The following is a 23276-nucleotide window of genomic DNA, read 5'->3' as shown; positions in this document are numbered from 1 at the left end:
CCGGCGGGAGCCGAGGCCGAAGATGTCACGCCGGAGGAGACAGAACCGGGTGACGGGGGTGAGCCGGCGTGATCTCGCCGTTCGAGGCCGCGCTGTTCGTGTTCGTCCTCGTCGCGGCCGTGGCGACGGCCCTGTTGCGGGACATCCTGGCGGTGATCGTCATCGCCGGGGCGTACAGCCTGGGGATGGCGCTGTTTTACGCCTTCCTGTTGGCGCCCGACGTCGCGATGACCGAGGCCGCAATCGGTGCCGGCGTCACGACGCTTCTGTTGCTGTTGACAATCGCTCGGACCGCCCGTACCGACCACACCCAACTGCTCGAACGCCCGAACGTGCCGGCGGTGTTCGTCTGCGGGGCCTTCCTCGTCGTCCTGCTGGTGACGATTACGGAGTTCCCCGTCGTCGGTGACCCGGGCATCGCCTGGGACAACCCCGCAATCACCCAGTACTACCTCGAACACGCCCCGAAAGACACCGGCGTGGAAAACGCCGTGACGGCCGTGCTCGCGGGCTACCGTGGATTCGATACCTTCGGCGAGGCGACCGTGGTGTTCCTCGCCGGGATGGCCGCGCTACTGGTACTCAAACGCGAGGTGTTCACCAATGAGTGACGCTGACTCCGAACGGACTGTCTCCGCGTACGTCGAGAGCCAGATCATCATGACGACCGTCCGGCTGGTGGCTCCGTTCTCGCTCACCTACGGGCTGTTTCTGACCTTCCACGGTGCGGACTCGGCCGGCGGTGGGTTCCAGGGCGGCGCAATCGCCGGCGCGACGGTCCTGATGATCGCCTTCGCGTTCGGCATCGAGCCGACCCGTGAGTGGCTTCGCAACCGCACGGTCGTCCTCCTCGCCTCCGGCGGAGTGGCCGCCTTCGCGGCCGTCGGCCTGATCCCGGTGGTCTACGGGGATAACTTCCTCGGCTTCCCGGTGTTCAAGAAGGCGTTCGGAATCAAGGCGAAATGGGGGCTGGAAGCGGTCGAGATCCTCGGCGTTGCGCCCATCGTTACCGGCATCGTTATCGGGCTGTTTTTCGTGATCGCCGCCGGACTCGGCACAGAGGCCCCCGACCAGGAGGTGACTACCGATGATTGATCTGCTCACAACTCGCTACACCTACGTACTGTTCGCCGCGTTGCTCGTCGTTGGACTGTATATCGTCATCGCTAGCTCGAATCTGGTGAAGAAGGTCATCGGGCTGAACATCTTCCAGACCGCCATCTTCCTGTTTTTCGTCTCGGCCGCCTACATCGAGGGCGGCGCCTCGCCGGTGATCCACGGCGAGGGCGGCCCGTACGCGAGCCCGCTCCCGCAGGTGATCGTGCTGACGGCAATCGTCGTCGGTGTCGCGCTCACCGCGGTGGCGCTCGCGCTGGTGGTCCGCATCTACTCCGAGTACGGCACACTCGACGAACAGACGCTCCGGGAGGTGCGTGCCGATGAGTGACCTGCTCCTCGGTCTGTTGATCGTGCTTCCGCTGCTCGGATCGACGCTCTCGCTCGGCCTCGGACTCGTCCGGGAGCGAGTCGGCTGGTGGGTCGCCACCCTCGTCCTCGCTGTCGAAGCGGGACTCGCGTCCTGGGTCGCGTACGTCATCTACGTCGGTGGCGACCGTCTCGTTCACGTCCTCGGCGGTGAGACGTTCGGCCGCAAGTCGATCACCGTCGGCGGCGAGACGACGAACTTCACCGTCGGCATCGAACTCGTCGGGGACGCGCTGTCGGGGCTGGTCGTCGTGCTGGTCGCCGGAGTCGCCCTCGCAGCCCTCGCGTATATGCGACGAGCAGGTCCGCGCGGGAACGCCTTCTACACGGTCTATCTCATCATGACCGGCGGGCTGATGGGTGTGGCGCTGACCGGTGACCTGTTCAACCTGTTCGTCTTCCTCGAAATCGTCGGACTGGCGACGTACGCGTTGATCGCGGCCGGGCGCGGCCCCGAGGCGGCCGTCGCCTCGCTGAAGTATCTCGTCGTCGGCACCACCGGCGCGTCGATGTACCTGATCGGCGTCGGCTACGTCTTCCTGGAGACGGGAGCGTTGAACATGGTGGACGTGTCACGCTCGCTCGCCGGCGACGCGCCGTGGTTCGACGGGGCACTGTACTCCGAACCGCTTGTCGTCGCCGCCTTCGGCTTCGTTGCCGTCGGTCTCGCGACGAAATCCGCAATCTTCCCGCTGCACACCTGGCAGCCCGGCGCCTACGCCGAAGCGCCCGACGCGGTGACGGTTTACATCTCGGCGCTGGCTTCGACCTCCGCGGCCTACGCCTTCGCACGGATCACCTGGCTGGTGTTCACCCCCGAGTTCTTCGCCGTGAACCGGCGCCTGCTCGAAGTGGTCCTCCTGCTCGCCGGCGCGAGCGTCGTCGCCGGGAGCGTGATCGCCGCGATGCAGCAGCGCCTCAAGCGCACGTTCGCGTACTCCTCGGTCGCGCAGTTCGGTCTCGTCTTCCTCGGGATCTGTGTGGCCGTCCATCCCGCAGCCACCGAGGAAGCGACGAAGTTCGCGGTCTACGGGACCGTGATCCATCTGATCGGCCACGCGGTCATCAAGGGCGGTCTGTTCGCGACGGCCGGTGCGCTCGCAGCCGGCGAGGGCGCCAGAACGCTGTCGGAAATCGCCGGTCTCGCTCGGCGGCGTCCGTTCATTTCCGGGTCGCTAACCGTGCTCGGTCTCAGCCTCGTCGGTGTTCCGCCCTCGGTCGGATTCGTCGGCAAGTGGTACATCGGCGTCGGTGCCGTCGGCGCGAATCTCTGGCCCGTCGTCGTCGTCATCTTCGCCAGCACGGTGCTGTCGCTCCTGTACATCGCACAGATTCTCGAAAAACTGTACTTCACGCCCGAGGCGACAGAGGTGGACCTGCAGGACGTCGAGCCAATCGCCGCTGACGGCGGCCGCTCGCTGTCGTACGGGATGGCCGGCGTCGGCGTGACTGCGGCGGTCGTCGCAGTCGCGCTCGGCTTCGGAGGGGCACAACTGGCGTCGCTGCTCGATCCGGTCTGGCGGGCCGTCGTCGACTCCGCTCCGGAGGTGATAGCATGACAGATGTCGTCGCTGACCCGCGACCGCTGCTCGCAGTCCTGGCCTCGGCGCTCGCAATCGCGCTGATTATCGCCTCGCACAGACGGCCGAACATCCGCGAGGCGTGGTCGGTCGTGGCCGCGGTCACGAAGTTCGCGATCATCGCGAGCATGCTACCGGGCGTCCTCGACGGCACCGAGTACCGCTGGTCGATGGGCGACCTGGTCGGCGGCATCGAGTTCGCGTTGCGAGCCGACGCCCTCGGGATGATCTTCGCCACCCTCGCCAGCCTGCTGTGGATCTTCACCGCCTTCTACGCGACCGGGTACATGCGCGGGCTGGACGAACACGCCCAGACGCGGTTTTTCGCGGCCTTCGCCGCCAGCCTCTCGACGGCCGTCGGTGTCGCCTTCGCGGAGAATCTGGTGACGATTTTCGTCTTCTACGAACTGCTGTCGGTGGCGACGTACCCGCTTGTCGCACACGACGAGGATCCGGAGGCCCGGGCGGCGGGCCGGAAGTACGTCGCCTACACGTTCTTCGGCGGGGGCGTCCTCGTTCTCGCCGGGACGGCGCTGGTGTTCGTGCTCACCGGATCGACGACCTTCGGCCAGACCGGTGCCGCGTTGGCGAACGCCGACCCCGCGCTCGCGAAGGCAGCCTTCGCCCTGCTCGCGACGGGGTTCGGCGTGAAGGCCGGGCTGATGCCGTTGCACTCCTGGCTGCCCGACGCGATGGTTGCGCCGACGCCAGTTTCGGGGCTGTTGCACGCGGTCGCGGTCGTCAAAAGCGGCGTCTTCGGCATCGCACGGCTCGTCCTGGAGGTGTACGGACCGGAGCGGATCGCACAGTTCGGGCTGGGCCTGCCGCTCGCGGTCGTCGCCGCGTTCACGCTGACGGCGGCGAGCGTGATCGCGCTCCGACAGGATCGGCTGAAACGCCGCCTGGCGTACTCGACGGTCAGTCAACTGTCCTATATCGTCCTCGGGCTGGCGCTCGTCGGGCCGGCCCTGTCGGACAGCCAGGCGCTGAAATACGTCATCTGGGGCGGACTGCTCCACATCCCTGCGCACGCCTTCATGAAACTCACACTGTTCTTCTGTGCCGGCTTCATCCACGTCGAAACGCACACCGACTACATCAGCGAGATGGACGGGATCGGCAAGCGGATGCCGCTGACGATGGTCGCCTTCGCCGTCGCCTCCGCGGGGATGGCGGGTATCCCCCTGGTTGCCGGCTTCGTCAGCAAGTGGTTCCTCCTGATCGGCTCCGTCCAGGCCGATCAGGCGATTTTCGCCGTCGTCCTGCTCATCTCCGGGGTGCTCAACATCGCCTACTTCTGGCCCATCGTCTACGGCGCCTTCTTCGAGTCCCACGACGAGGCGGACTCGAAACCGCTCGTCGAGGGTAGATTCGGCGGCGGTCCGGCGGAGGAAAACGTCGCGGCCGACGGCGGCCACGAGGACGGCGACCACGCCGATAACCACCATCACGGCGGTCCGGGTCCCGACGGCTGGGAGCGCGTCGGCTGGACGGGCCAGGAAGGCTCGTGGCTGATGCTCGGGCCGATTCTGCTCATCGCTTCGGGTGCGGTCGTGCTGGGGCTGATCCCCTACGAGGTCGGCTTCCTCGAACTGATCGAACTCGTCGCGGAGGAGGTGAGCGCCTGATGGTGCTCGATACCGTCCCGCCGGTGGTGATCGTGCTCGCGGCGGCGCTTCTGGCCGCGGTGCTCCCGCGACGGATCGGCCACGCGGTCGGCGTGCTCGCGACCGGCGGGGTCGCGGCGCTGTCGTGGGTCGTCCCCGAAGGTGCACACCTCCAGGTGACGCTGTTCGGCGCGTTCGATGCGATTCTCTACAACGTCGACCCGTTCTCGCGGCTGATGGGGCTGATATTCGGGCTCATCGGTGCCGTCGCGGTGCTGTACTCCTACGCCAGCGGCGCGGACAGCCGACAGACGGCAATCGCGCTGTCCTACGTCGGCACCGGACTGGGAACCGTCTACGCCGGCGACTGGCTCACGCTGATCTTCTTCTGGGAACTGATGGCCGTCACGAGCACGCTGCTCGTCTGGTACTACGGCGGCGCGGCGGTCCGGGCCGGCTTCCGGTACGCAGTCCTGCACGGTATCGGCGGAAGCCTGCTGCTCGCCGGCATCGTCTGGCACTACGTCGAGGTCGGGTCGGTCGCCTTTACGGCGAGCGCGGGGCTGACCGGCGGGGTCCCGGCGGCGCTGGCCGCGGTCGGCATCGGCGTCAACGTCGGGTTCGTCGGCCTGCACGCCTGGCTTCCGGACACGTATCCCCGGCCGCATATCGCCGCGAGCGTTTTCCTCTGTGTCTACACGACCAAGACGGGCGTCTACGGGATGTTCCGGGCGTTCCCCGACGGCCACCTCTGGATCGCGTACATGGGCGGTGCGATGGCCGTCTTCGGCGCCTTCGCGGCGCTGTTGCAGTCGGACATGCGCCGACTGCTCTCCTATCACATCCAGTCACAGGTCGGTTACATGGTCGCCGGCGTCGGTCTCGGCGGCGCGGCTATCGGCCACAGCGGGAAGTACTACCACGAACTCGCCACCGCCGGCGCGTTCGGACACGTCTTCAACCACATCCTCTACAAGGCGCTTCTGTTCATGGCCGTCGGTGTGATCATCTACCGCACCGGCAAGGAGAGCCTGGACGATATCGGCGGCCTCGGCCGGAAGATGCCGCTCACCGCGGGCACGTTCGGAATCGCGGCGCTGTCGATTGCTGGCTTCCCCGGCTTCAACGGCTTCGTCTCGAAGGGGATGATCATCGGTGCCGCCGAAAAGAAGGAACTCGAAGCGCTGTGGTACCTGCTGTTGATCGGTGGTGTCGGGACGTTCCTCTCGTTTATCAAACTCGGCTACTTCGCCTTCATCGAGGGCGAGTACACCGGAGATATCAAAGACGCCAACGTCGGTCAGAGCGTGGCGATGGTTTCGGTCGCGGGGCTGTGTGTCGCCTTCGGTCTCGTGCCGGATCTGCTGTTCGAGATTCTGCCGGTCCCCGCGGAGGCCTACGAGTATCACACCTTCACCGTCCCGCACATCGCGGAAGGCGTCGGCCTGGGGCTGGCGGGACTCGTCGGCTTCGCAATCCTCCGTGGACCGCTCCATCACGTCGGCCGCGTGCCCGACATCGACGCCGTCTACAACCGCGTGTTCTTCTACGGCGGTCGGGGGCTGATCGTCGCGACGACCGAACTGTTCGCCGCGGTCGACCGCGTCGCGGTCCAGTTCGTCCGGCTCTGCTACTGGGCAGGGTCGAACCCCGTGACCGTCGTGTTCCGCGTGGGCCGGCGGCTCCCGCGGACGCTGCAGCCCGATTTCGTCCGGGAGGATCTGTCGGCCGACGGCGGAGCGGTCTCCCGGCTGTACATCCGCGCGGGCGTCGGCACGTCGATTGCGATTCTGGTGGCCGTCCTGACGCTCGTGTTGCTCGTCGCGCTGTGAGGACGGCTTCGGAACTGCTTAACCGTCGGCCGGAGTAGATGACGTATGGATCCGTCGAGAGTGGATATGGCCGTCGACGTTGGATACGGAGTTTTGCTTCTCACCGCACTCGTGATGATGGCTGTCGTCGGCCAGGCGACGGGAATCGCCTTCGGCGTGGGGATCATTCTCTCCTATATGCTGCACGTGGGCTGGAAGATGGGACGGTTCGACCCCGAGTGGATGACCCGGACCGTCGAGGAGACCGTCGAACGCAGCGTCGAAAAGCAGGTCGACGACTCGGTCAACGAGAGCGTCGGGGAGGCGGTCGAGAAACAGGTCCAATCGAGCGTCAGCGAGTCTGTCGAGAAGACCGTCGGCGAGACGGTCGAAGGGAAAGTCGAGGAGACAGTCGCCGAAACTGTCGAGCAGACCGTCGAGGGAACGGTCGAAGAGACCGTCGCCGAAACTGTCGAGGGGACAGTAGAGGACACTGTCGAAGAGACAGTCGAAGGAACAGTCGAGGAGACCGTCGCCGAGACTGTCGAAGAAACGGTCGAACAGACCGTCGAAGGGAAAGTCGAAGACACCGTTGCCGAGACTGTCGAGGAAACGGTCGAGGAGACTGTCGCTGATACTGTCGAAGAAACGGTCGAGGAGACCGTCGAGAAGACGGTCGACGGGACCGAATCAGGGGACGCCTGAGACGGAATCCGGTGTCACTTCGGGGCGGCGGGTCGGGAAGGCGTCGAAATATCCCGACGAAACGGCGTCTCGGATCGCCTTGCCCCGACACTCGTCTTCGAGGGCGAACTCGTAGGCCTCGATCAGTCCCGACTCTCCTGCGACCGGGACCATCGAAACCGTGGTTCCGTCCGGACCGATGTCGACGAGGAGGTACGACGGCGGGAACGAAGACACGCTCGGCGCACCGACGACGTTGAGTCCCCGGTACTTCGTCGCGTACGGCCAGTGGACGTGCCCCGAGAGCAGCAGGTCGACGCCGGCCGAACCGAGTTCGTCGGCAACCACCCGGGAGTTCGCTAACTGATACGAGCGGCTCGGCAGTGCACGCCCGAGAGGGTCGGGAATCCGCCCGACCGGATGGTGACAGACGGCGACCCGCGGTCCGGACGGCTTCGACAGCGACGTGAGCCAGCCGCGCGTCTCCGTGTCGAGCGCTCCGCCGACTTTCGTCGTCCCGTCCGTCTTGGTGCTGTCCAGTGCGAGCAGTTCGACGGCTCCGGTCGAGTGCACCCGCGGGAACGCACCGCGGCCGCGCCACGCCGCGAACGCGTTGCCGTCCGGTACGGGTCCGCGGTCCCCGTCGTAGGCCACGTCGTGATTTCCGGGGACGGCGACGGTCGGGTCCGGACCGCACCGAAACAGCCCCGTCGCGAGTTCGTACTCGGAGCGTTCGCCGTCTCTGGTCAGGTCGCCGGCGACGACGGTCAGGTCCACGTCGCGGGACGCGGCGTCGTCGAAGGCAGTCTGCAACCGCTGTTTGCTCCGGTGATACATCTTGCTCGTTCCGCGGGCCGTCCCGCTGAGGTGCGGGTCGGAGATCACGGCCAACGTCGTCGGTGATCCCCGGGGTCGGTCGAACTGGGCGAGTTCGCAGGAATCACCCATGGTCGGCAGGGCGTCGACGGCTTCCTCTGGGTGTCCGTGGGTCGGGCGCCGTGACATTATCGGAACGCCACCGGTGATCCCAAAGAGCGTTTATAATAGGTCGTCGTCCGGATCGGATGTGCTCCGGAGCCAATCAGAGTGTTCCCCTCCGGTACAGAGATCACATAGCAGTATTTTCGATCCGTCCGAATCGATTCGGCACTGACGGGGCCGGCCACATCGCTCCCGGCCGGGCACTGGAGTCCCAAACGGTTTGGTAGTCCCCGTCGAGAACTGACCTATGATCCCACTGGTCCGGTGATCGAACAGTATGAGCACTGAGCAACCAGACGAGTCAGGCGCGCTGCTCGATCCGTTCCGGCAGTTTCTCTCCTTCGAGCGCGACGTGTTGGTTCTCTCGGTCGCGATGTTCGCGTTCAGTCTCAGTTTCCAGATGACGAACCGCTACATCCCGCAGTACCTACGCGTTCTGGGGGCGAGTTCGTTCGCAATCGGGCTGTTCGGAACGGTGGGGAACATCATCGGTGCGGCCTACCCCTACCCCGGTGGGAGGCTCTCCGATCGGATCGGCTCGCGGTTCGCGCTGACGCTGTTCGGACTCTGCTCGACGGCGGGGTTCGCGGTCTGGCTGTTCGCACCGGCCCTCGGCACGGTATCGGTGCTCGGAGCGACGATCGAGCCGTGGTTCTGGATTTTCGTCGGGCTCTTTCTCGCACAGGCCTGGAAATCGTTCGGACTGGGTGCGACCTTCGCGATCGTCAAACAGGCCGTCCCGCCCTCCAGACTCGCCCGCGGGTTCGCCAGCACGGAACTGTTTCGCCGGACCGCCTTCCTGATCGGTCCGCTGCTCGCCGCCGTCGTCCTCGCGGTCGCTGCCGATTTTACCGTCGGATTCCAGTTCGTGCTCGCAATCGGCGTCGCCTTCGCGCTCGTTGCGACCGCGACACAACACTACCTGTACGAACCCGAAGACAGCACGCTCGGCAAATCCTTCGAGGGGTTCGGAGAGATTCTCGCGGACCTCCGAGCGCTCCCGGAGGAGATGCGACCGCTACTGGTCGCCGATACGCTCGTCAGATTCGGCAACGGGATGGTCTACGTCTTCTTCGTCATCGTCGTCACCGAGTTTCTGAACGTGGGACTGGTGTGGGGTCCGCTCTCGCTCTCGCCGGAGGTGTTTTTCGGCGTTTTGCTAGCGGTCGAGATGCTGGTCGCGCTCGTCTCGATGCCGGTGGCCGCGAGACTGGCCGAATCTGTCGGGCTGAAGCCCGTCGTCGCCTTCGGGTTTTCCGTGTACGCCCTCTTTCCGATCCTGTTGATTAGCGCCCCCGCAAACGCCGGAGTCGTCGCGCTGTTGTTCGCGTATTCGGGGCTTCGGTTCGCGGGGCTTCCGGCACACAAGGCGCTGATCGTCGGCCCGGCGGAACGAGACAGCGGCGGGCGCGTCGCCGGATCGTACTATCTCGTCAGAAACGTCGTCGTCATCCCCAGCGCGGGGATCGGCGGAGCGATCTACGGCGGGTTCAGCCTCGACCGACTCGGCGTCTCTTTTGCCGGGAGCGAACCGCTCGCCTTCGGAGTTGCGACGGTCATCGCCGGGGTCGGCACGCTCTACTTCTTGGCCTTCGGGCGGGAGTTCGAGGCGTATCGATGAGGGCCCGACCGCCGACGTTATCTTGTCCCCGGCCGTTGTGTGACCAATGACACTCCGCGGGGCGATTGTCGATCTGGATGGAACGGTGTACCGGGGTGGTGATCTCTGTGCGGGAACGGCAGACGGACTCGACGCGCTCCGGAGCGCGGGGCTGAATATCCTCTTCTTCTCGAACAATCCGCTGAAAGACGGTGCCGATTACATCGACCGGCTGACCGACCTCGGCTTGGACGTCTCGGACTGCCAGGCGTGTTCGTCTGGCGTCGTCACGACGGAGTATCTGGTCGATCACCACCCCGACGAGCAGGTGTTCTGTATCGGCGCGGACGGCCTCCGCGAGCAGTTCCGGGCGGCCTCGCTCGCGGTCACGGACGAACCGACGGAGGCGGACGTCCTCGTCGCCTCCTGGACCTCGGAGTTCGATTTCGGGGACATGCGGGACGCGCTGGCCGCCGCCGACGAGGACACCCCGTTTCTCGGCACCGATCCCGACCGGACCTTCCCGATGGAGGGCGGGACCGTGGTCCCGGGATCGGGGGCGATCATCGGATCGGTCGCTGCGGTTCTCGGCCGTGACCCGGACGCGATCCTCGGAAAACCATCCGAGACTGCACAACAGGCGGCGCTGGACAGACTCAGCGTCGACCCGGAGGAGTGCCTCGTCGTCGGGGACCGTCTCGACACCGACCTCAGGCTGGGCGAGCGGGCCGGGATGACGACCGTTCTCGTCCTCTCGGGCGTCTCGGACCGCGAGGACATCGCCGCCAGTGATATCGATCCCGACTACGTGATCGACAGCCTCGGTGACATCGACACCGTTCTCGCGGATGCCGCGGCCAGTCGATAGGCCGGGCCCGTCGTAACCGAGGCGGTGTCTGTTTATGCAGCGGCCCTGTAGGTCGTGGTAATGGCCGATCACGACCCGGTGATGCGAGCGGCGAGAAACGGCTTCGGCGTGCTGATGGTGGCCATCCTCGCCGTGTGGGCCTTCGGGTTCGTCTCCGCGGGCGGACCCGACCAGCGGCTGTTCGATCTGCTCCTGCTCGGTGGAGCCGTCTACTGGGGCTCACAGCTGTACTACCGACGGCAGTCAGGCGACAGCTAACGTCCGGAACGATTATTTTTCCCGATACTGCGCAGTGTCTTTATTAGCGCTGATTTCGAAGGCCGAACAGAGAGAATGGAGACTCCCGACGGGATCGACGTGTTGTATCTTGGCCGCGCGGAGACCGTCGCCGACACACTCGAACGTACCTCCGATTCTTTGCGGGTCGAGACCGTGGACCGGGCGACTGACGCCCTCGACAGACTCGACGCCGCGAACTTCGACTGTCTCGTCTCCGAGTACGCCCTCCCCGAGTCGACCGGGATCGATGCGCTCCGGGAGGTCAGAACGGATCGTCCGGCGTTTCCGGTCGTCCTGTACGCAGACGGCTCGGAGGAACTCGCGAGCGAGGCCATCTCCGCGGGCGTCACCGAGTACGTCCCCAGACAGGGGGGAGGTCCCGACAGTCTCGCGGCAGGGATCCGCGACGCCGTCGACCAGTGCCGTCACGTTCGGTCGGCCGCAGAGAGCCAGCGACGGCTCTCGCTGTTTATCGAGCAGTCACCGCTCGGCGTCATCGAGTGGAACCGCGCCTTCGAGGCGGTTCGCGTCAACCCGGCCGCGGAGGAGATTCTCGGCTACTCCGAATCCGAACTGGTCGGCCGGTCCTGGGAGACCATCGTCCCGGAGAGCGAGCAGACGGACGTGGCGGGGGTGATCGACCGGCTCCGTGAGAGCGCGGAGGGATTTCACAGCGTCAACCAGAACCTCCGGAAGGACGGCGAGCGGATCACCTGCGAGTGGCACAACAGGGCCGTGACCGACGACGACGGCGACGTCGTTGCGATCTACTCACAGTTTCAGGACATCACGAAACGCCGCTCGCGGACCGAAGCCATCGCCGACCTGCACGACATCGTCGACGAACTGACGCGCTGTTCGACCCGCGAGGCGATTTACGAGCGGACAGTCGAGGCCGCACGGGGGATCCTCGACTTCGATCAGGTCGCCATCGCCACCGAGGAAGACGGCTACCTGACCGCTCGGGCGCTGTCGGATGCGTCACCGATCAACGAGCGCACGAAGATGCCCGTAGACGAGGGGATCGCCGGAAAGACCTACCGGAACGACGAGTGTTACGTCATCGACGACGTTCGAGAGGAAGACGCCGCACAGCCCCAGTCAGATCTCATCCGCTCCGCTCTCAGCGTCCCGATCAGCGGCTACGGCGTCTTTCAGGTGATCGACAGACAGCCAGCGGCGTTCGACCAGCAGGACCTCGAACTCGCCCGCCTGCTCGTCCAGCACGTCGAAACGGCGCTGGCTCGTCTGGAACGCGAACAGACACTCGAACAGATCCGAGACCACGTCGAGTTTGCGCTGGAGACGACCGATTCTGTCGTCTGGGCGGTCGATCTGGGGACCGGGGAGATCACGACACGACTGGGGCCGTCCCGGCGGCTGTTCGGCCTCGGTGAGGAGGAGATAACGACCGTCGGTGACTTTCTGGAGCAGGCCGTCCACCCCTCTGACGCCGAGCGGATTCGGGAGGTGAGTGCCGACGCGGTTTCCGGCGACGGCGAGTTCGACGTCGTCTACCGGACGAATCAGGCCGACGACCAGACCCGGTGGGTCGAAGCGACCGGGTTCGTCCGCTCGGCCGACCAGCAGCGGATGATCGGGCTGACGACCGACGTGACCGAGCGAGAGCGCCGCGAACGCGAACTCGAACGCCAGAACGAGCGGCTGGAGGAGTTCGCAAGCGTCGTCAGCCACGACCTCCGCAATCCGCTTCAGGTCGCGAACAGCTGGCTCGAACTGGCCAAGGAGGAGCCGAAAAGCGAGTACCTCGACAACATCGCGCAGGCGCACGAACGGATGGACGTGTTGATCGAGGAACTTCTGGAACTCGCTCGCGAGGGCGGTCGGGCGCTCGATACCGAGGAGATCGACCTCGCAGAGAGCTGTCGGGCGTGCTGGCAGACCGTCGACACGGCGGAGGCGACGCTTTCGGTCGAAGTCGAACGGACGCTGACCGCCGACCGGAACCGGTTCCGGCAGTTGCTCGCGAACCTGTTCCGGAACGCGGTCGAACACGGCGGCGAGGACGTGGCCGTGACCGTCGCCGAACTGCCGGATGGCTTCTACGTCGAGGACGACGGTCCCGGTATCGACCCCGAGGAACGCGAGGAGGTGTTCGAGTCGGGGCATTCGGCGACCGAGGACGGGACTGGATTCGGCCTGAGCATCGTCGCCCGCGTCGCGGACGCGCACGGCTGGGAAGTCGGGGTCGCGGAGGGCGATGCGGGCGGCGCTCGTTTCGAGATTACCGGCGTCTCCTCGCTGTCGGAGTAGGGCTCGGATGAGCCTGTTCGGAAACGGTTAACTGGCTACGCTCTGTAGAAGGGAGCAAATGGCCGACGATGTCAAACCCACCCGGAAGAATCTGATGCAGATCGAGGAACGCATCGAACTCTCCGAGCGTGGGCACGATACGCTCGAAAAGAAGCGTGACGGCCTGATCATGGAGTTCATGGATATTCTCGATCAGGCACAGGATGTCCGGGAGGATCTCGAAGAGAAATACCAGCAAGCCCAGCGCGCCATCGACATCGCCCGCGCGACGGAGGGTGACGTGGCCGTCCGCGGTGCGGCCTCCGCGCTGAAGGAACACCCGGAAATCACGACCCAGTCCAAAAACATCATGGGCGTCGTCGTCCCCCAGATCGAGTCCACCAAGGTCCAGAAAAACCTCCAGGAACGCGGCTACGGCGTGCTCGGCACGAGCGCCCGGATCGACGAGGCGGCCGACGCCTACGAGGAACTCATCGACCAGATCATCCTCGCCGCCGAGGTCGAGACGGCGATGAAGAAGATGCTCAACGAGATCGAAACGACGAAACGCCGCGTCAACGCCCTGGAGTTCAAACTGCTCCCGGAGCTTCGCGAGAACCAGGAGTACATCGAGCAGAAACTCGAAGAGCAGGAACGAGAGGAGATCTTCCGCCTGAAGAAGATCAAAGCCAAGAAAGAAGAGGAGGAAAAGGCCGAACGCGAGCAGGAGCGAGAGGCCGAGGCCGAGAAAGAGCGCGTCTCCGCGGACGACTGACTCCCGACGCGGCCCGTCGTCACGTTTTACAGAATCCGCGCCGTACGTTCTCCCATGAGCGACAGCGACGAGCGGGACGAACTCCAGCGAATCCGGGAGCGGAAACGCGAGCGACTCAAACGGCGACAGGCCGCCGAGCAAGCCGAGACGGGCTCGGCGGACAGTCCGAGGACACCCATCGAAATCGAGAGCCACTCTCACTTCGAGGAGGTCACGTCGACGCACGACCTCGTACTGGTCGATTGCTACGCGGACTGGTGTGGACCGTGTCAGATGATGGAGCCGACGATCGAATCGCTCGCGGCAGAGAGCGAGGCGGCCGTCGCGAAAGTCGACGTGGATCGCCACCAGCGACTCGCACAGCAACTCGGCGCACAGGGGGTGCCGACGCTCGTCGTCTTCGCGGGCGGAGAGCCGGTCGAGCGAGTCGTCGGCGCACAGGATCGGGCGACCCTGGAGCAGCTCCTCCAGCGGGCGGCCTGATGCAGGGGGTCGTTCCGGCCGCGGGCCAGGGCACCCGCATGCGGCCGCTGACGGCCGAGAAACCGAAAGGCCTCGTCGAGGTCGCCGGCAAACCGCTTCTCACACACGTCTTCGAGACGCTGACCGCACTCGACGTGCGCGAGCTGATCGTCGTAATCGGCTACCGGGGCGACCAGATCCGCGAGCACTACGGCGGGTCCTTCGAGGGCACGCCGATCAGCTACGTGACCCAACAGTCCCGGGACGGACTAGCGGATGCGCTGCTCGCCGCCGAGAGCGAAATCGAGACGGATTTCGTCTGGCTGAACGGCGACAACGTGGTCCGGGCGAACACCGACGACCTCGTACAGCGACACGCCGAGACCGACGCCGCCGTGACGGCGCTCGTCGAGGAAGTCACCGAAGACGACGCCGGAAAAGGGGCGGTCTTCGAGCTAACCGACGGCGAGATTACCGGGATCGTCGAGAAGCCACAGAACCCGCCCTCTCGGCTGGTGCCGCGGGGCTGTTATGCCTTCTCTCCGAAGATCCTCCACGCCGCCCACCTCCTGACCCCGAACGAGACCGGCGAGTACGAACTCACCGACGCGATCGATCTGCTGTTGTCCGCCAGCTGGCCGCTGGAGACGGTCGATCTCGACGGCCGGTGTTACAACGTCAATACCCCGGCGGACCGGGATCTTGTCGCCGGACGGCTGACCGACAGCGACGACCGCGCAACAGACGGTTTTTGCGCAGCCACCTTGCTGACAGAGAAATTTAATTGTGAATAACTAACAGCGAAGCGGTGCCAATATCAAGAGTATACGACCGACGGCCAAATTATCGACAAAAACCCTCTATCTTAACCTCGGGCCTGATTCGAATTCAGCTACGACGTTATCTTCAAACGGAACTAACCGCTACTACGAGTTGGACTGGCAGCGGGCCCAGTGCGAATGTTTATAAATACAGAGAATCGATTAGATCGAGAAGAGATCACTACAGAGAGATCTCTGAACGACTCGATGATGAGAGATGGAGCACGAATAATGAAAGTATCTGTTATAATCTGTACGTACTCGCTGGACCGGCTCGATGATTTTATTGCCGCGGTCCGGAGCGTACTGAATCAGACATACGATCCGGTTGAAGTTGTACTTGTCATCGACGGGAATGAACAGGTGGATCGAAAAGTAAGAGAAATGTTCGGGGATTTGAACGAAGTACAGATCGTGACGAACAACGAGAATCGAGGTCTGTCGTATAGTCGAACGCAGGGAGTTCGTCAAGCGACGGGTGAGGTGGTCGCATTTCTTGACGACGACGCCGTCGCCGAGCCAGACTGGATAGCACAGCTCGTCCGGGGGTACGAGGAGACCAATGCGATCGCAGTCGGAGGACGGATGATCCCTGAGTGGATGGCCACGCGACCACCACATCTTCCGGAAGAGTTCTTTTGGCTCGTCGGCGTTGATTACGAGGCGTTACGCGAACCCTGGAGCGAGGTACGAAACACCTTCGGATCGAACATGTCGTTTCGATCCGTGGTGTTTGAGGAGATTGGTGGGTTCAACGAGGAGGTCGGGTTGACCGCGGAGAGTCAGATCCAAGCCGACGAGACAGAACTCGCACTCAGAATGCGGCGGGCCTTCGGAAAGGGGATGTTATACCAGCCGGATGCCGTCGTCGCACACAAAGTATTTCAGTATCGAACGAGGGTGACGTGGCTGTGTCGGCGGGCGTTCTGGCAGGGCTACTCAAAGCGAACTCTTGAAACAAACAGGGTCGCTATTGAGACCACCGACGAGCAGGAATTTCTCTCACATCTGGTGACCGAGTCAATACCTCGGCGGCTCCAAGAACTGTCTCGACAGCCGTCAAGCGAAGGGGTCCAGCAACTCGTGATGCTCTCCGTACTGACGGCCTGTGTCGGGCTCGGATACCTGTTCGGTATCATTCGGTCGTAACCCCGACTTCCCCGATGCATTCAAACCACCGGGGACGAAATGTGAAAAAAATGAGTGACGACCGTGGCGCCTGTTTAATCACCCAGCCACAGCGAAGCCGCGTCTCGAAAGACCACGCGCACGACCTGGCGGATATCATCGCAGAGATCACGACCGTCACGGTGCTGACGGCCAATCTCCCGGCGGACGCGCCGATTCGGTCGGATCACGAGATCGTCGAGTTCAGCAGCGCCGGCACTGGCGAACGTGTCCTCGTCGAAGCGGTCCGGTTCGCGCTGAACCAGCTCCGGCTGTGTCTGGCCATCGCCCGTCGTGAGGAGGGGACTGTCCTGTTTTTCGGGACGACCTCGTACCTGCTCCCGGTCGTCTGTGCTCGGTTGCTCGGCAAGCGCGTGCTCGTCCTCCCGCGGGGTGACGTGCCGCTGTCGCTGCGCCTGCGCTGGGAGGAACAGCTACCGAGTCCGCTCCCCCGGTTGCTCGCCGGCCTCGTCGCCGCGCTCGAACGCGCGGGCTATCGGCTGGCCGACGGCGTCGTGAGCTACACGCCGGCGATGGCCGAGCAGTTGGGACTGAGCCGGGACGCCAGACGCCTGTACGCCAACGGCGCACGGTTCGTCGACACCGAGCAGTTCGACGTGCACCGCCCCTTCGAGCAACGCGAACAGGTCGTCGGCTTCGTCGGTCGACTCGACGTGGAGAAGCGGATTCCGGAGCTGGCCGAGGCGGCCAGGCGGTTACCAGACGAGATCACCTTCGTATTCGTCGGCGACGGCTCGTACAGGGAGCAGCTCGAACGGGAACTGGCCGAGGAGATCGAGGCCGGGTCCGTCGAGGTGGTCGGCTGGGTCGACCGCGAGGACGTCCCCGAGCAACTGAACCGGTTTCGGCTCCAGGTCGTTCCGTCACACCCGACCGAGGGACTGCCGACCGCGATCCTGGAGGGGATGGCGTGTGGGACGCCAGCCTACGCGACACCCGTCTCGGGGGTCCCGGATGTCGTCCGGGAGGGCGAGACCGGCTTTCTGATGGACGACGAGCGCGGCGCGGCAATCGCCGCCGAAATCGAGGGGATTCTCGACCGTGAGGATCTCGCGGAGATCAGTCAGACCTGCCGGGAGACGATTACAGAGGAGTACAGTTTCGAGGCGGCAGTCCGGCGGTGGCGGACCATCCTCGACCCGGACTGACCGCGACCAGCGGATTTTATACCGTCCCGCCCCGACTGACGTGTATGCGATCACTTTTCTCCACTGACGGCTGGACGAAATCATCGATGCCGGATCAGTCTGGCAAGACGGTGCTGGTCACGGGTGCGAACTCCGGACTGGGCTACGAAGCGACGAAGGCATTCGCCGAGAAGGGTGCCCACGTCGTGATGGCCTGCCGGAGTACGGACCGCGGCGAGTCGGCCCGCGAATCGATTCGCGAGGCGTTTCCGGCGGCGTCGCTGTCTGTCCGGGAACTCGACCTGGCGGACCTCGATTCGATCCGCTCGTTCGCAGAGGAGTTCACAGCGGCGTACGACTCCCTCGACGTCCTCTGTAACAACGCGGGGGTGATGGCGATTCCCCGCCGGGAGACCGACGACGGCTTCGAGATGCAGTTCGGCGTCAACCACCTCAGTCACTTCGCGCTGACCGGCCGACTGCTCGGGTTGCTCCGCTCGACCAGCGGCGAGAGCAGAATCGTCACCCACAGCAGCGGCGTCCACGAGCGCGGACGGATCGACTTCGACGACCTCCAGCACGAGCAGTCCTACGACAAGTGGGAAGCGTACGCCCAGAGCAAACTCGCGAACCTGCTGTTCGCGTACGAACTGGACAGACGGCTCGACGACGAGGGCGACGTCGTGAGCACGGCCTGTCATCCGGGCTACGCCGCGACGAACCTCCAGAAACGCGGCCCGGAGATGGCGGGATCCCGGCTCCGGCTGGCGATGATGAAAGTCGCAAACGCGGTGCTCGCCCAGTCGGCACAAGCGGGCGCGTTGCCGATGCTCTACGCCGCGACCCACTCCGAGATCACCGGCGGCGAGTACGTCGGTCCGGGCGGGTTCGCAAACATGCGAGGCACCCCAGAACTCCAGGAATCGAGCGACCGATCCTACGACGAATCGAGCGCCCAGCGACTCTGGACGGTCTCCGAGGAGCTGACCGGCGTCGAATACGACCTGTGAAGACAGATACCAAGCCGAACGGGCCGGTGCCGTGACGTACGGACACCTATTATAAAACCTTCTTGCGGGGCGTCGACTGTGTTCACTCGGGGTCGGATCCCCGAACGGAACGGCACCACTGACATTCCACGTTATGAGCTTCGAACGCCCTGCTTCGGTCCGACGGTACACCTGTCTCGCTTGTGAAGACACAGTGACGGCATTTCACACAGAGTGTCCGAGCTGCGGGGGGACAGCGTTCAGAACGACCGCCGCCCCGACTGACGAACCGCCGAGTACACTCCAGTACATCGCACAGACGACGGCTCCGTTACATCCATACCTTCCAAGATAAACCCGAAATACAAAACATACAGTCGGCAATAATCCGTACGTACCTGTACATATCCCTCATAGGAGCGCTTTTTTAAACGACAGTCGCACTCTCGTACAGAGCCAGATCGGCTCCAGAGTTCGACAGATGAATTCAGGAAACGCGTATCAGTGTCCGAGTTGTGAGCAGTGTTTCGAGACGAGAGCACAGCTAGTCGCCCACATAAACGGCGGAAACACCGGCTGTGAGTGGCACGAACAGGACGAGGCGGTCGATCTGTCCGACTCAGAGTATTATCTGAGCCGAGAACTGAGCAAACTCGCGTTCAACAGACGGGTGCTCCAGGAGGCAATCGACGAGGAGAACCCGTTGCTCGAACGGGTCAAATTTCTCGCGATTTTCACCGAGAATATGGACGAGTTCTTCATGAAACGCGTCGGTGGACTGAAACAACAGCGTGCGGCGTCGGTGACCGAACGGACGCCGGACGGCCGTCGGCCCGACGAACACTGGGAGGAGGTGCTCGCGGAGGCGCGGCCGATGCTCGAACGGCAGGTCGAGTGTTACCGCAACGGCTTGGGCGAGGCACTCGACGCCGCGGGCATCGAAATCTGTTCGTACGACGAACTCACCCCGCCAGAGCAGACTGAGGTGGACGCCTACTTCGAGGACTCGATTCTCCCGACGCTGACGCCGCTGACAATCGACTCGGCGAAACCGTTCCCGCACATCTCGAATCTCTCGCTGTCCCTCGGTGTACTGGCGAAACACCCCGGCGACGACGACGTGACCTTCTCGCGGATCAAGATGCCGAAAAACAGGCCCCGATTCGTTCAGATCGGCGAGCAGACCAGGTACATTCTCCTGGAGGAACTCGTCCGGGCCAACCTCGATCAGATCTTCCCGAACGCGCAGATCCTCGAGGACGCGACGTTTCGTGTCACCCGGAACGCCGAGGTCCGTCGCAACGAGGAGGTCGCTGAGGATCTGTTACAACTGGCCGAGGAGGTGATCGAACAGCGACGGTTCGCGACCGTCGTCCGACTCGAGGTCGAGGCCGGCATGTCCGATCAGATGCTCGAACCCCTTCTGGAGAATCTGGACATCGGGCCGGCAGAGGTGTTCAGGCTCCCCGGCCCGCTGGATTTCTCGGATTTCATGACGCTAACCGACATCGACCGCCCGGAGTTGAAACTCCCGGAGTGGACCCCGAAACCACACCCTCGTCTCGGCGACGGCCGCGACGCAACCGGTCGCTCCATCTTCGAGGAGATCCGCGAGGACGACATCCTCGTTCACCACCCCTATCACTCGTTTAACACCACGGTGCAGCGATTCCTCGACGAGGCCGCGACCGATCCCGACGTGCTCGCGATCAAGGCGGCGATCTACCGGACAGCGAGCGATTCGGAGGTGATCCAGCGGCTGATCGACGCGGCGGAAAACGGCAAACAGGTCGCCGTGATGGTCGAGTTGAAGGCCCGATTCGACGAGGAGAACAACCTCGAATGGGCCCAGCGACTCGAAGAGGAAGGAATCCACGTCGCCTACGGCACGATCGGGTACAAGACCCACACCAAGACCGCTCTCGTCGTCCGGGAGGAGGACGACGGCGTCGAACTGTACTCACACATCGGCACCGGAAACTACCACTCGGAGACGGCAAAGCGCTACGAGGATCTGGGGCTGTTCACCGCCAACCGCGACATCGGCCAGGATCTCGTCCAACTGTTCAACTACTTCACCGGCAACTCGGTACACGACGAGTACCGCGAACTGCTCATCGCTCCCGGAAACATGCGCGAACGGTTCGTCGAAGCGATCCGCCGGGAGGCGGAGCACGCCCGGGCGGGTGAACCGGCCCGCATTGCCGCGAAGATGAACCGCCTCGAAGATCCCGAAATCGTCGAAGAACTCTACCGCGCGTCTCAGGCCGGCGTCGAGATAGATCTCGTCGTCAGGGACATCTGTCGACTCCGGCCGGGGTTGGCGGGTATCAGCGAGAACATCAGCGTCGTGAGTATCGTCAACCGATTCCTCGAACACTCCCGGATCTACTACTTCCGGAACGGCGGTGACGAGGAGTTTTACATCGGTTCCGCCGACTGGATGGAGCGCAACCTGGACAACCGCGTCGAGGCGGCCGTCCCGATCCACGACCCCGAGCTACGGGCTCGGATCCGCCACGTCCTGGATCTCAACCTCTCCGACAACACCAAAGCCTGGGAACTGAACCCGGACGGGAGCTACACACAGCGCAGTCCCGGCGACGAACAGCCGCGAAACGCCCAGACGCGACTCATGGAGGAGGCCGAGCAGGCACTCGATCGACGCTGATCGTCTATATATCCGTTCGTAGCAGAACTAGCAGCAGTCATATACGAACGACTGCTTGTCCCACTGTGAGCCACCAGAATCCGTCCTCGGCGTCGAACGCGGCCGGCCAGTCCGCAGCGAACCAACAGCCATCACCGCAAATGAGTCCGCCCGAGTTTAGTGACTCCGTCGAGGCCCTCCACCGGCGGTTCGATCCAGATCAGTACGACGGGATCTACGTTGTCGGTGACGTCCACGGCTGTATCGACGAACTGCGGACGCTGTGGGCGCGACTCGACCCGAGCGCGGACGACCTCGTGCTCTTCGTCGGTGATCTGGTCCGGAAAGGACCGGACAGCACCGCCGTCGTCGAGTTCGTCCACCAACGAGAGAACGCCGTGAGCGTCCGCGGGAACAACGAGGCGAAGATCATCCACGAGCGGATCGACACCGACCCGTTCGCGGGGATCGAAGACGCCGTCGCATCGTTCCCGCTGGTCGTCACCGTTGGCGACGCGATGGTCGTCCACGGCGGCGTCGACCCGACCCGGCCGCTTCGTGCACACTCCCCGGACGATCTGTTAGAGATGCGCTCCGTACCGCCGTCGAACGGGTACGACGGGCCGTTCTGGTTCCAGCAGTACGACGGTCCCCGACGGATCTGCTTCGGCCACACCGTTCTCGGCTCGCCGTTCGTCTCCGAGCACGCGGTCGGTCTCGATACCGGGTGTGTTTACGGCGGTTCACTAACTGCGTACGACCTCCGGTCCGGCGACGTGGCCTCCGTCCCGGCCGAGGCGACCTACCAGCAGCGGTCGTCCGACAAGATTCTCGACGTTTCTCCGGAGTGACCGTGCCACCGTTCCGGCACACGCTTCTCCCGTAACCGTCTTGTCCCGCTGCTCTCTCCCACGACACGCCTGTCTCTGGGTGGTCCTCCCGAACCTGGTATCTGATGCCATGGATAGAGATATATAGATCTATAGCGTCGAAAATATAGTTTACGACGGGCCTATATACAAATTAGTACAGTATTTATGGACTTCTCTCCTCCGTACTGGTAATGATGGATACCGATCCAGAGCGATTCTCCACGACATCCCGACGAACGTTTCTGACAGCCGCAGCCGGCGCCGGAACGGCCGCTCTGGCCGGCTGTACGCAGTCCTCGACCGCTGACCAGGAGACGAAATCGATCACGATCACCGGATCGAGTACGGTGTACCCGCTGATGAGCGCCATTGCTGAGGAGTACCGACAGAACAACGACAACGTCGACCCGACCGTCAACCGGACGGGATCCGGCGGCGGCTTCTCGAATCACTTCTGTGTCGGGAACTCCGATTTCAACAACGCGAGCCGCCCCATTCAGCCCGAAGAGGAACAACTCTGTGGGGACAACGGCGTCGAGTACGTCGAACTGACGCTGGCGACCGACGCGTTGACAATCGTCGTCAGCGAGGACAGTTTCGTCGACTGTCTCACCGTCGAGGAACTGGCTCGGATTTGGGAGTCCGACTCGGCGGACACCTGGAACGAAATCCGCGACGAGTTCCCGAACGAGGAGATCGAACGCTACGGTGCCGCCGACACCTCCGGGACCTACGACTACCTGATCGAAAACGTCCAGGGCGAAGAGCGCGGACACACGAGCGATTACACGGCGACCGAACAGGACAACCAGATCGCACAGGGGGTCATGGGTAGCGAGAACGCGATCGGGTACTTCGGGTTCGCGTACTTCTTCCAGAACCCCGACGGGCTGAAAGCGGTCGGCATCGACAACGGCAACGGCTGCGTGAAACCGTCACTCGAAACCGCCCGCTCCGGCGAGTACCAGCCCCTCACCCGGTCGCTGTACACGTACCCGTCGATGGAGGCCCTCAGCGAGGACTACATCGCGGATTTCGCTCGGTACGTCGTCGAGCAAACGACCAACCAAGAACTCGTCGCGGAGAATGTCGGCTACGTCCCGCTGAGTGAATCGACACAGCAAGAACAGATGCAGAAGCTCGAAGACGCAATCGAACAGGCGAACTGATAGCACTAATGTACGAGCGTCCCGAACGCGCCGGGTATGGGATTCCCCCGGCCGCATCGACAGACCGTCCGCGAG

21 protein-coding genes are annotated in these 23276 nt (G+C 63.9%); 20 read left to right on the top strand and 1 reads right to left on the bottom strand.

The features are described from left to right. Positions 1-71 precede the first annotated feature (71 nt). Genes GRX03_RS15895 through GRX03_RS15865 form a run of 7 tightly spaced genes read left to right on the top strand, consistent with a single transcriptional unit; the run spans position 72 to position 7188 of the window. A complete protein-coding gene (locus tag GRX03_RS15895; protein ID WP_368278593.1) occupies positions 72-611 on the top strand; it encodes a DUF4040 domain-containing protein in 540 nt (179 codons plus the stop codon). Then, entirely contained in the window at positions 604-1095 is a 492-nt protein-coding gene (locus GRX03_RS15890) for an MnhB domain-containing protein (RefSeq protein ID WP_159765377.1), read from the top strand. Before GRX03_RS15895 ends, GRX03_RS15890 begins: the two co-directional genes overlap by 8 nt. Then, positions 1088-1447 (top strand): cation:proton antiporter subunit C, encoded by a 360-nt coding sequence (locus tag GRX03_RS15885; RefSeq protein ID WP_159765375.1) that lies wholly within the window; start codon positions 1088-1090, stop codon positions 1445-1447. The genes GRX03_RS15890 and GRX03_RS15885 overlap by 8 nt, the downstream gene beginning before the upstream one ends. Then, positions 1440-3044 carry a proton-conducting transporter transmembrane domain-containing protein gene (locus GRX03_RS15880; protein WP_159765373.1) on the top strand — a complete coding sequence of 535 codons (1605 nt, stop codon included), beginning with the start codon at positions 1440-1442 and terminating at the stop codon, positions 3042-3044. The genes GRX03_RS15885 and GRX03_RS15880 overlap by 8 nt, the downstream gene beginning before the upstream one ends. Further along, positions 3041-4693: a proton-conducting transporter transmembrane domain-containing protein gene (locus tag GRX03_RS15875; RefSeq protein ID WP_159765371.1), complete on the top strand. Its 1653-nt coding sequence runs from the start codon at positions 3041-3043 to the stop codon at positions 4691-4693. The genes GRX03_RS15880 and GRX03_RS15875 overlap by 4 nt, the downstream gene beginning before the upstream one ends. After that, positions 4690-6504, top strand: coding sequence for a Na(+)/H(+) antiporter subunit D (locus GRX03_RS15870; protein WP_201289271.1), 1815 nt, complete (start codon positions 4690-4692; stop codon positions 6502-6504). The genes GRX03_RS15875 and GRX03_RS15870 overlap by 4 nt, the downstream gene beginning before the upstream one ends. Positions 6505-6549: 45 nt before the next feature. Continuing rightward, the gene (locus GRX03_RS15865) at positions 6550-7188 is read left to right on the top strand and encodes a hypothetical protein (protein WP_159765367.1); all 639 of its coding nucleotides are present in this window, start codon (positions 6550-6552) and stop codon (positions 7186-7188) included. Here GRX03_RS15865 and GRX03_RS15860 read toward each other — a convergent pair. Next, on the bottom strand, positions 7174-8172 hold the full coding sequence (locus tag GRX03_RS15860; protein WP_159765365.1) for a metallophosphoesterase family protein: 999 nt from the start codon (positions 8170-8172) through the stop codon (positions 7174-7176). The two genes, GRX03_RS15865 and GRX03_RS15860, sit on opposite strands and share 15 nt — an antisense overlap. Before the next feature lie 253 nt (positions 8173-8425). On the opposite strand from GRX03_RS15860, the gene GRX03_RS15855 reads away from it, so the two are divergent. The 13 genes from GRX03_RS15855 (at position 8426) to GRX03_RS15795 (ending at position 23201) form a co-directional block, all read left to right on the top strand. Then, positions 8426-9769 carry an MFS transporter gene (locus GRX03_RS15855; RefSeq protein ID WP_159765363.1) on the top strand — a complete coding sequence of 448 codons (1344 nt, stop codon included), beginning with the start codon at positions 8426-8428 and terminating at the stop codon, positions 9767-9769. Between the two features lie 46 nt (positions 9770-9815). After that, entirely contained in the window at positions 9816-10616 is an 801-nt protein-coding gene (locus GRX03_RS15850; protein ID WP_159765361.1) for an HAD-IIA family hydrolase, read from the top strand. A 60-nt stretch (positions 10617-10676) separates the two neighbouring features. Then, positions 10677-10874, top strand: coding sequence for a hypothetical protein (locus GRX03_RS15845; RefSeq protein WP_159765359.1), 198 nt, complete (start codon positions 10677-10679; stop codon positions 10872-10874). A gap of 75 nt (positions 10875-10949) precedes the next feature. Continuing rightward, positions 10950-13169: a PAS domain S-box protein gene (locus tag GRX03_RS15840; RefSeq protein WP_159765357.1), complete on the top strand. Its 2220-nt coding sequence runs from the start codon at positions 10950-10952 to the stop codon at positions 13167-13169. Positions 13170-13227: 58 nt separating this feature from the next. Continuing rightward, complete coding sequence (locus tag GRX03_RS15835) at positions 13228-13923, top strand: V-type ATP synthase subunit D (protein WP_159765355.1); 696 nt, start codon at positions 13228-13230, stop codon at positions 13921-13923. A gap of 54 nt (positions 13924-13977) precedes the next feature. Beyond that, positions 13978-14406 carry a thioredoxin gene (gene trxA / locus GRX03_RS15830; protein ID WP_159765353.1) on the top strand — a complete coding sequence of 143 codons (429 nt, stop codon included), beginning with the start codon at positions 13978-13980 and terminating at the stop codon, positions 14404-14406. After that, complete coding sequence (locus GRX03_RS15825) at positions 14406-15179, top strand: nucleotidyltransferase family protein (RefSeq protein ID WP_159765351.1); 774 nt, start codon at positions 14406-14408, stop codon at positions 15177-15179. The genes trxA and GRX03_RS15825 overlap by 1 nt, the downstream gene beginning before the upstream one ends. A gap of 258 nt (positions 15180-15437) precedes the next feature. Next, positions 15438-16355 (top strand): glucosyl-dolichyl phosphate glucuronosyltransferase, encoded by a 918-nt coding sequence (aglG, locus tag GRX03_RS15820; protein WP_159765349.1) that lies wholly within the window; start codon positions 15438-15440, stop codon positions 16353-16355. 50 nt (positions 16356-16405) lie between these two features. Next, entirely contained in the window at positions 16406-17542 is a 1137-nt protein-coding gene (locus tag GRX03_RS15815) for a glycosyltransferase family 4 protein (protein WP_159765347.1), read from the top strand. 44 nt (positions 17543-17586) lie between these two features. Then, entirely contained in the window at positions 17587-18531 is a 945-nt protein-coding gene (locus GRX03_RS15810; protein WP_159765345.1) for an oxidoreductase, read from the top strand. Positions 18532-18991: 460 nt separating this feature from the next. After that, positions 18992-21181 carry a polyphosphate kinase 1 gene (gene ppk1 / locus GRX03_RS15805; RefSeq protein WP_159765343.1) on the top strand — a complete coding sequence of 730 codons (2190 nt, stop codon included), beginning with the start codon at positions 18992-18994 and terminating at the stop codon, positions 21179-21181. A gap of 140 nt (positions 21182-21321) precedes the next feature. Next, positions 21322-22011, top strand: coding sequence for a metallophosphoesterase family protein (locus tag GRX03_RS15800; protein ID WP_159765445.1), 690 nt, complete (start codon positions 21322-21324; stop codon positions 22009-22011). 215 nt (positions 22012-22226) lie between these two features. Further along, positions 22227-23201 carry a PstS family phosphate ABC transporter substrate-binding protein gene (locus tag GRX03_RS15795; RefSeq protein ID WP_201289266.1) on the top strand — a complete coding sequence of 325 codons (975 nt, stop codon included), beginning with the start codon at positions 22227-22229 and terminating at the stop codon, positions 23199-23201. Positions 23202-23276: the final 75 nt, after the last annotated feature.

This window comes from Halovenus carboxidivorans, from assembly GCF_009831575.1.
Classification (GTDB): Archaea; Halobacteriota; Halobacteria; order Halobacteriales; family Haloarculaceae; genus Halovenus; species Halovenus carboxidivorans.
The sequence above is the reverse complement of the archived record's forward strand: the minus strand, read 5'-3'. Positions and strand labels throughout refer to the sequence as shown.

Coding starts and splice junctions, on each gene's coding strand:
- GRX03_RS15890 (WP_159765377.1), top strand. CDS start 604: ATGAGTGACGCTGACTCCGAACGGACTGTCTCCGCGTACGTCGAGAGC.
- GRX03_RS15885 (WP_159765375.1), top strand. CDS start 1,088: ATGATTGATCTGCTCACAACTCGCTACACCTACGTACTGTTCGCCGCG.
- GRX03_RS15880 (WP_159765373.1), top strand. CDS start 1,440: ATGAGTGACCTGCTCCTCGGTCTGTTGATCGTGCTTCCGCTGCTCGGA.
- GRX03_RS15875 (WP_159765371.1), top strand. CDS start 3,041: ATGACAGATGTCGTCGCTGACCCGCGACCGCTGCTCGCAGTCCTGGCC.
- GRX03_RS15865 (WP_159765367.1), top strand. CDS start 6,550: ATGGATCCGTCGAGAGTGGATATGGCCGTCGACGTTGGATACGGAGTT.
- GRX03_RS15860 (WP_159765365.1), bottom strand. CDS start 8,172: ATGTCACGGCGCCCGACCCACGGACACCCAGAGGAAGCCGTCGACGCC.
- GRX03_RS15855 (WP_159765363.1), top strand. CDS start 8,426: ATGAGCACTGAGCAACCAGACGAGTCAGGCGCGCTGCTCGATCCGTTC.
- GRX03_RS15850 (WP_159765361.1), top strand. CDS start 9,816: ATGACACTCCGCGGGGCGATTGTCGATCTGGATGGAACGGTGTACCGG.
- GRX03_RS15845 (WP_159765359.1), top strand. CDS start 10,677: ATGGCCGATCACGACCCGGTGATGCGAGCGGCGAGAAACGGCTTCGGC.
- GRX03_RS15840 (WP_159765357.1), top strand. CDS start 10,950: ATGGAGACTCCCGACGGGATCGACGTGTTGTATCTTGGCCGCGCGGAG.
- GRX03_RS15835 (WP_159765355.1), top strand. CDS start 13,228: ATGGCCGACGATGTCAAACCCACCCGGAAGAATCTGATGCAGATCGAG.
- trxA (WP_159765353.1), top strand. CDS start 13,978: ATGAGCGACAGCGACGAGCGGGACGAACTCCAGCGAATCCGGGAGCGG.
- GRX03_RS15825 (WP_159765351.1), top strand. CDS start 14,406: ATGCAGGGGGTCGTTCCGGCCGCGGGCCAGGGCACCCGCATGCGGCCG.
- aglG (WP_159765349.1), top strand. CDS start 15,438: ATGAAAGTATCTGTTATAATCTGTACGTACTCGCTGGACCGGCTCGAT.
- GRX03_RS15815 (WP_159765347.1), top strand. CDS start 16,406: ATGAGTGACGACCGTGGCGCCTGTTTAATCACCCAGCCACAGCGAAGC.
- GRX03_RS15810 (WP_159765345.1), top strand. CDS start 17,587: ATGCGATCACTTTTCTCCACTGACGGCTGGACGAAATCATCGATGCCG.
- ppk1 (WP_159765343.1), top strand. CDS start 18,992: ATGAATTCAGGAAACGCGTATCAGTGTCCGAGTTGTGAGCAGTGTTTC.
- GRX03_RS15800 (WP_159765445.1), top strand. CDS start 21,322: ATGAGTCCGCCCGAGTTTAGTGACTCCGTCGAGGCCCTCCACCGGCGG.
- GRX03_RS15795 (WP_201289266.1), top strand. CDS start 22,227: ATGGATACCGATCCAGAGCGATTCTCCACGACATCCCGACGAACGTTT.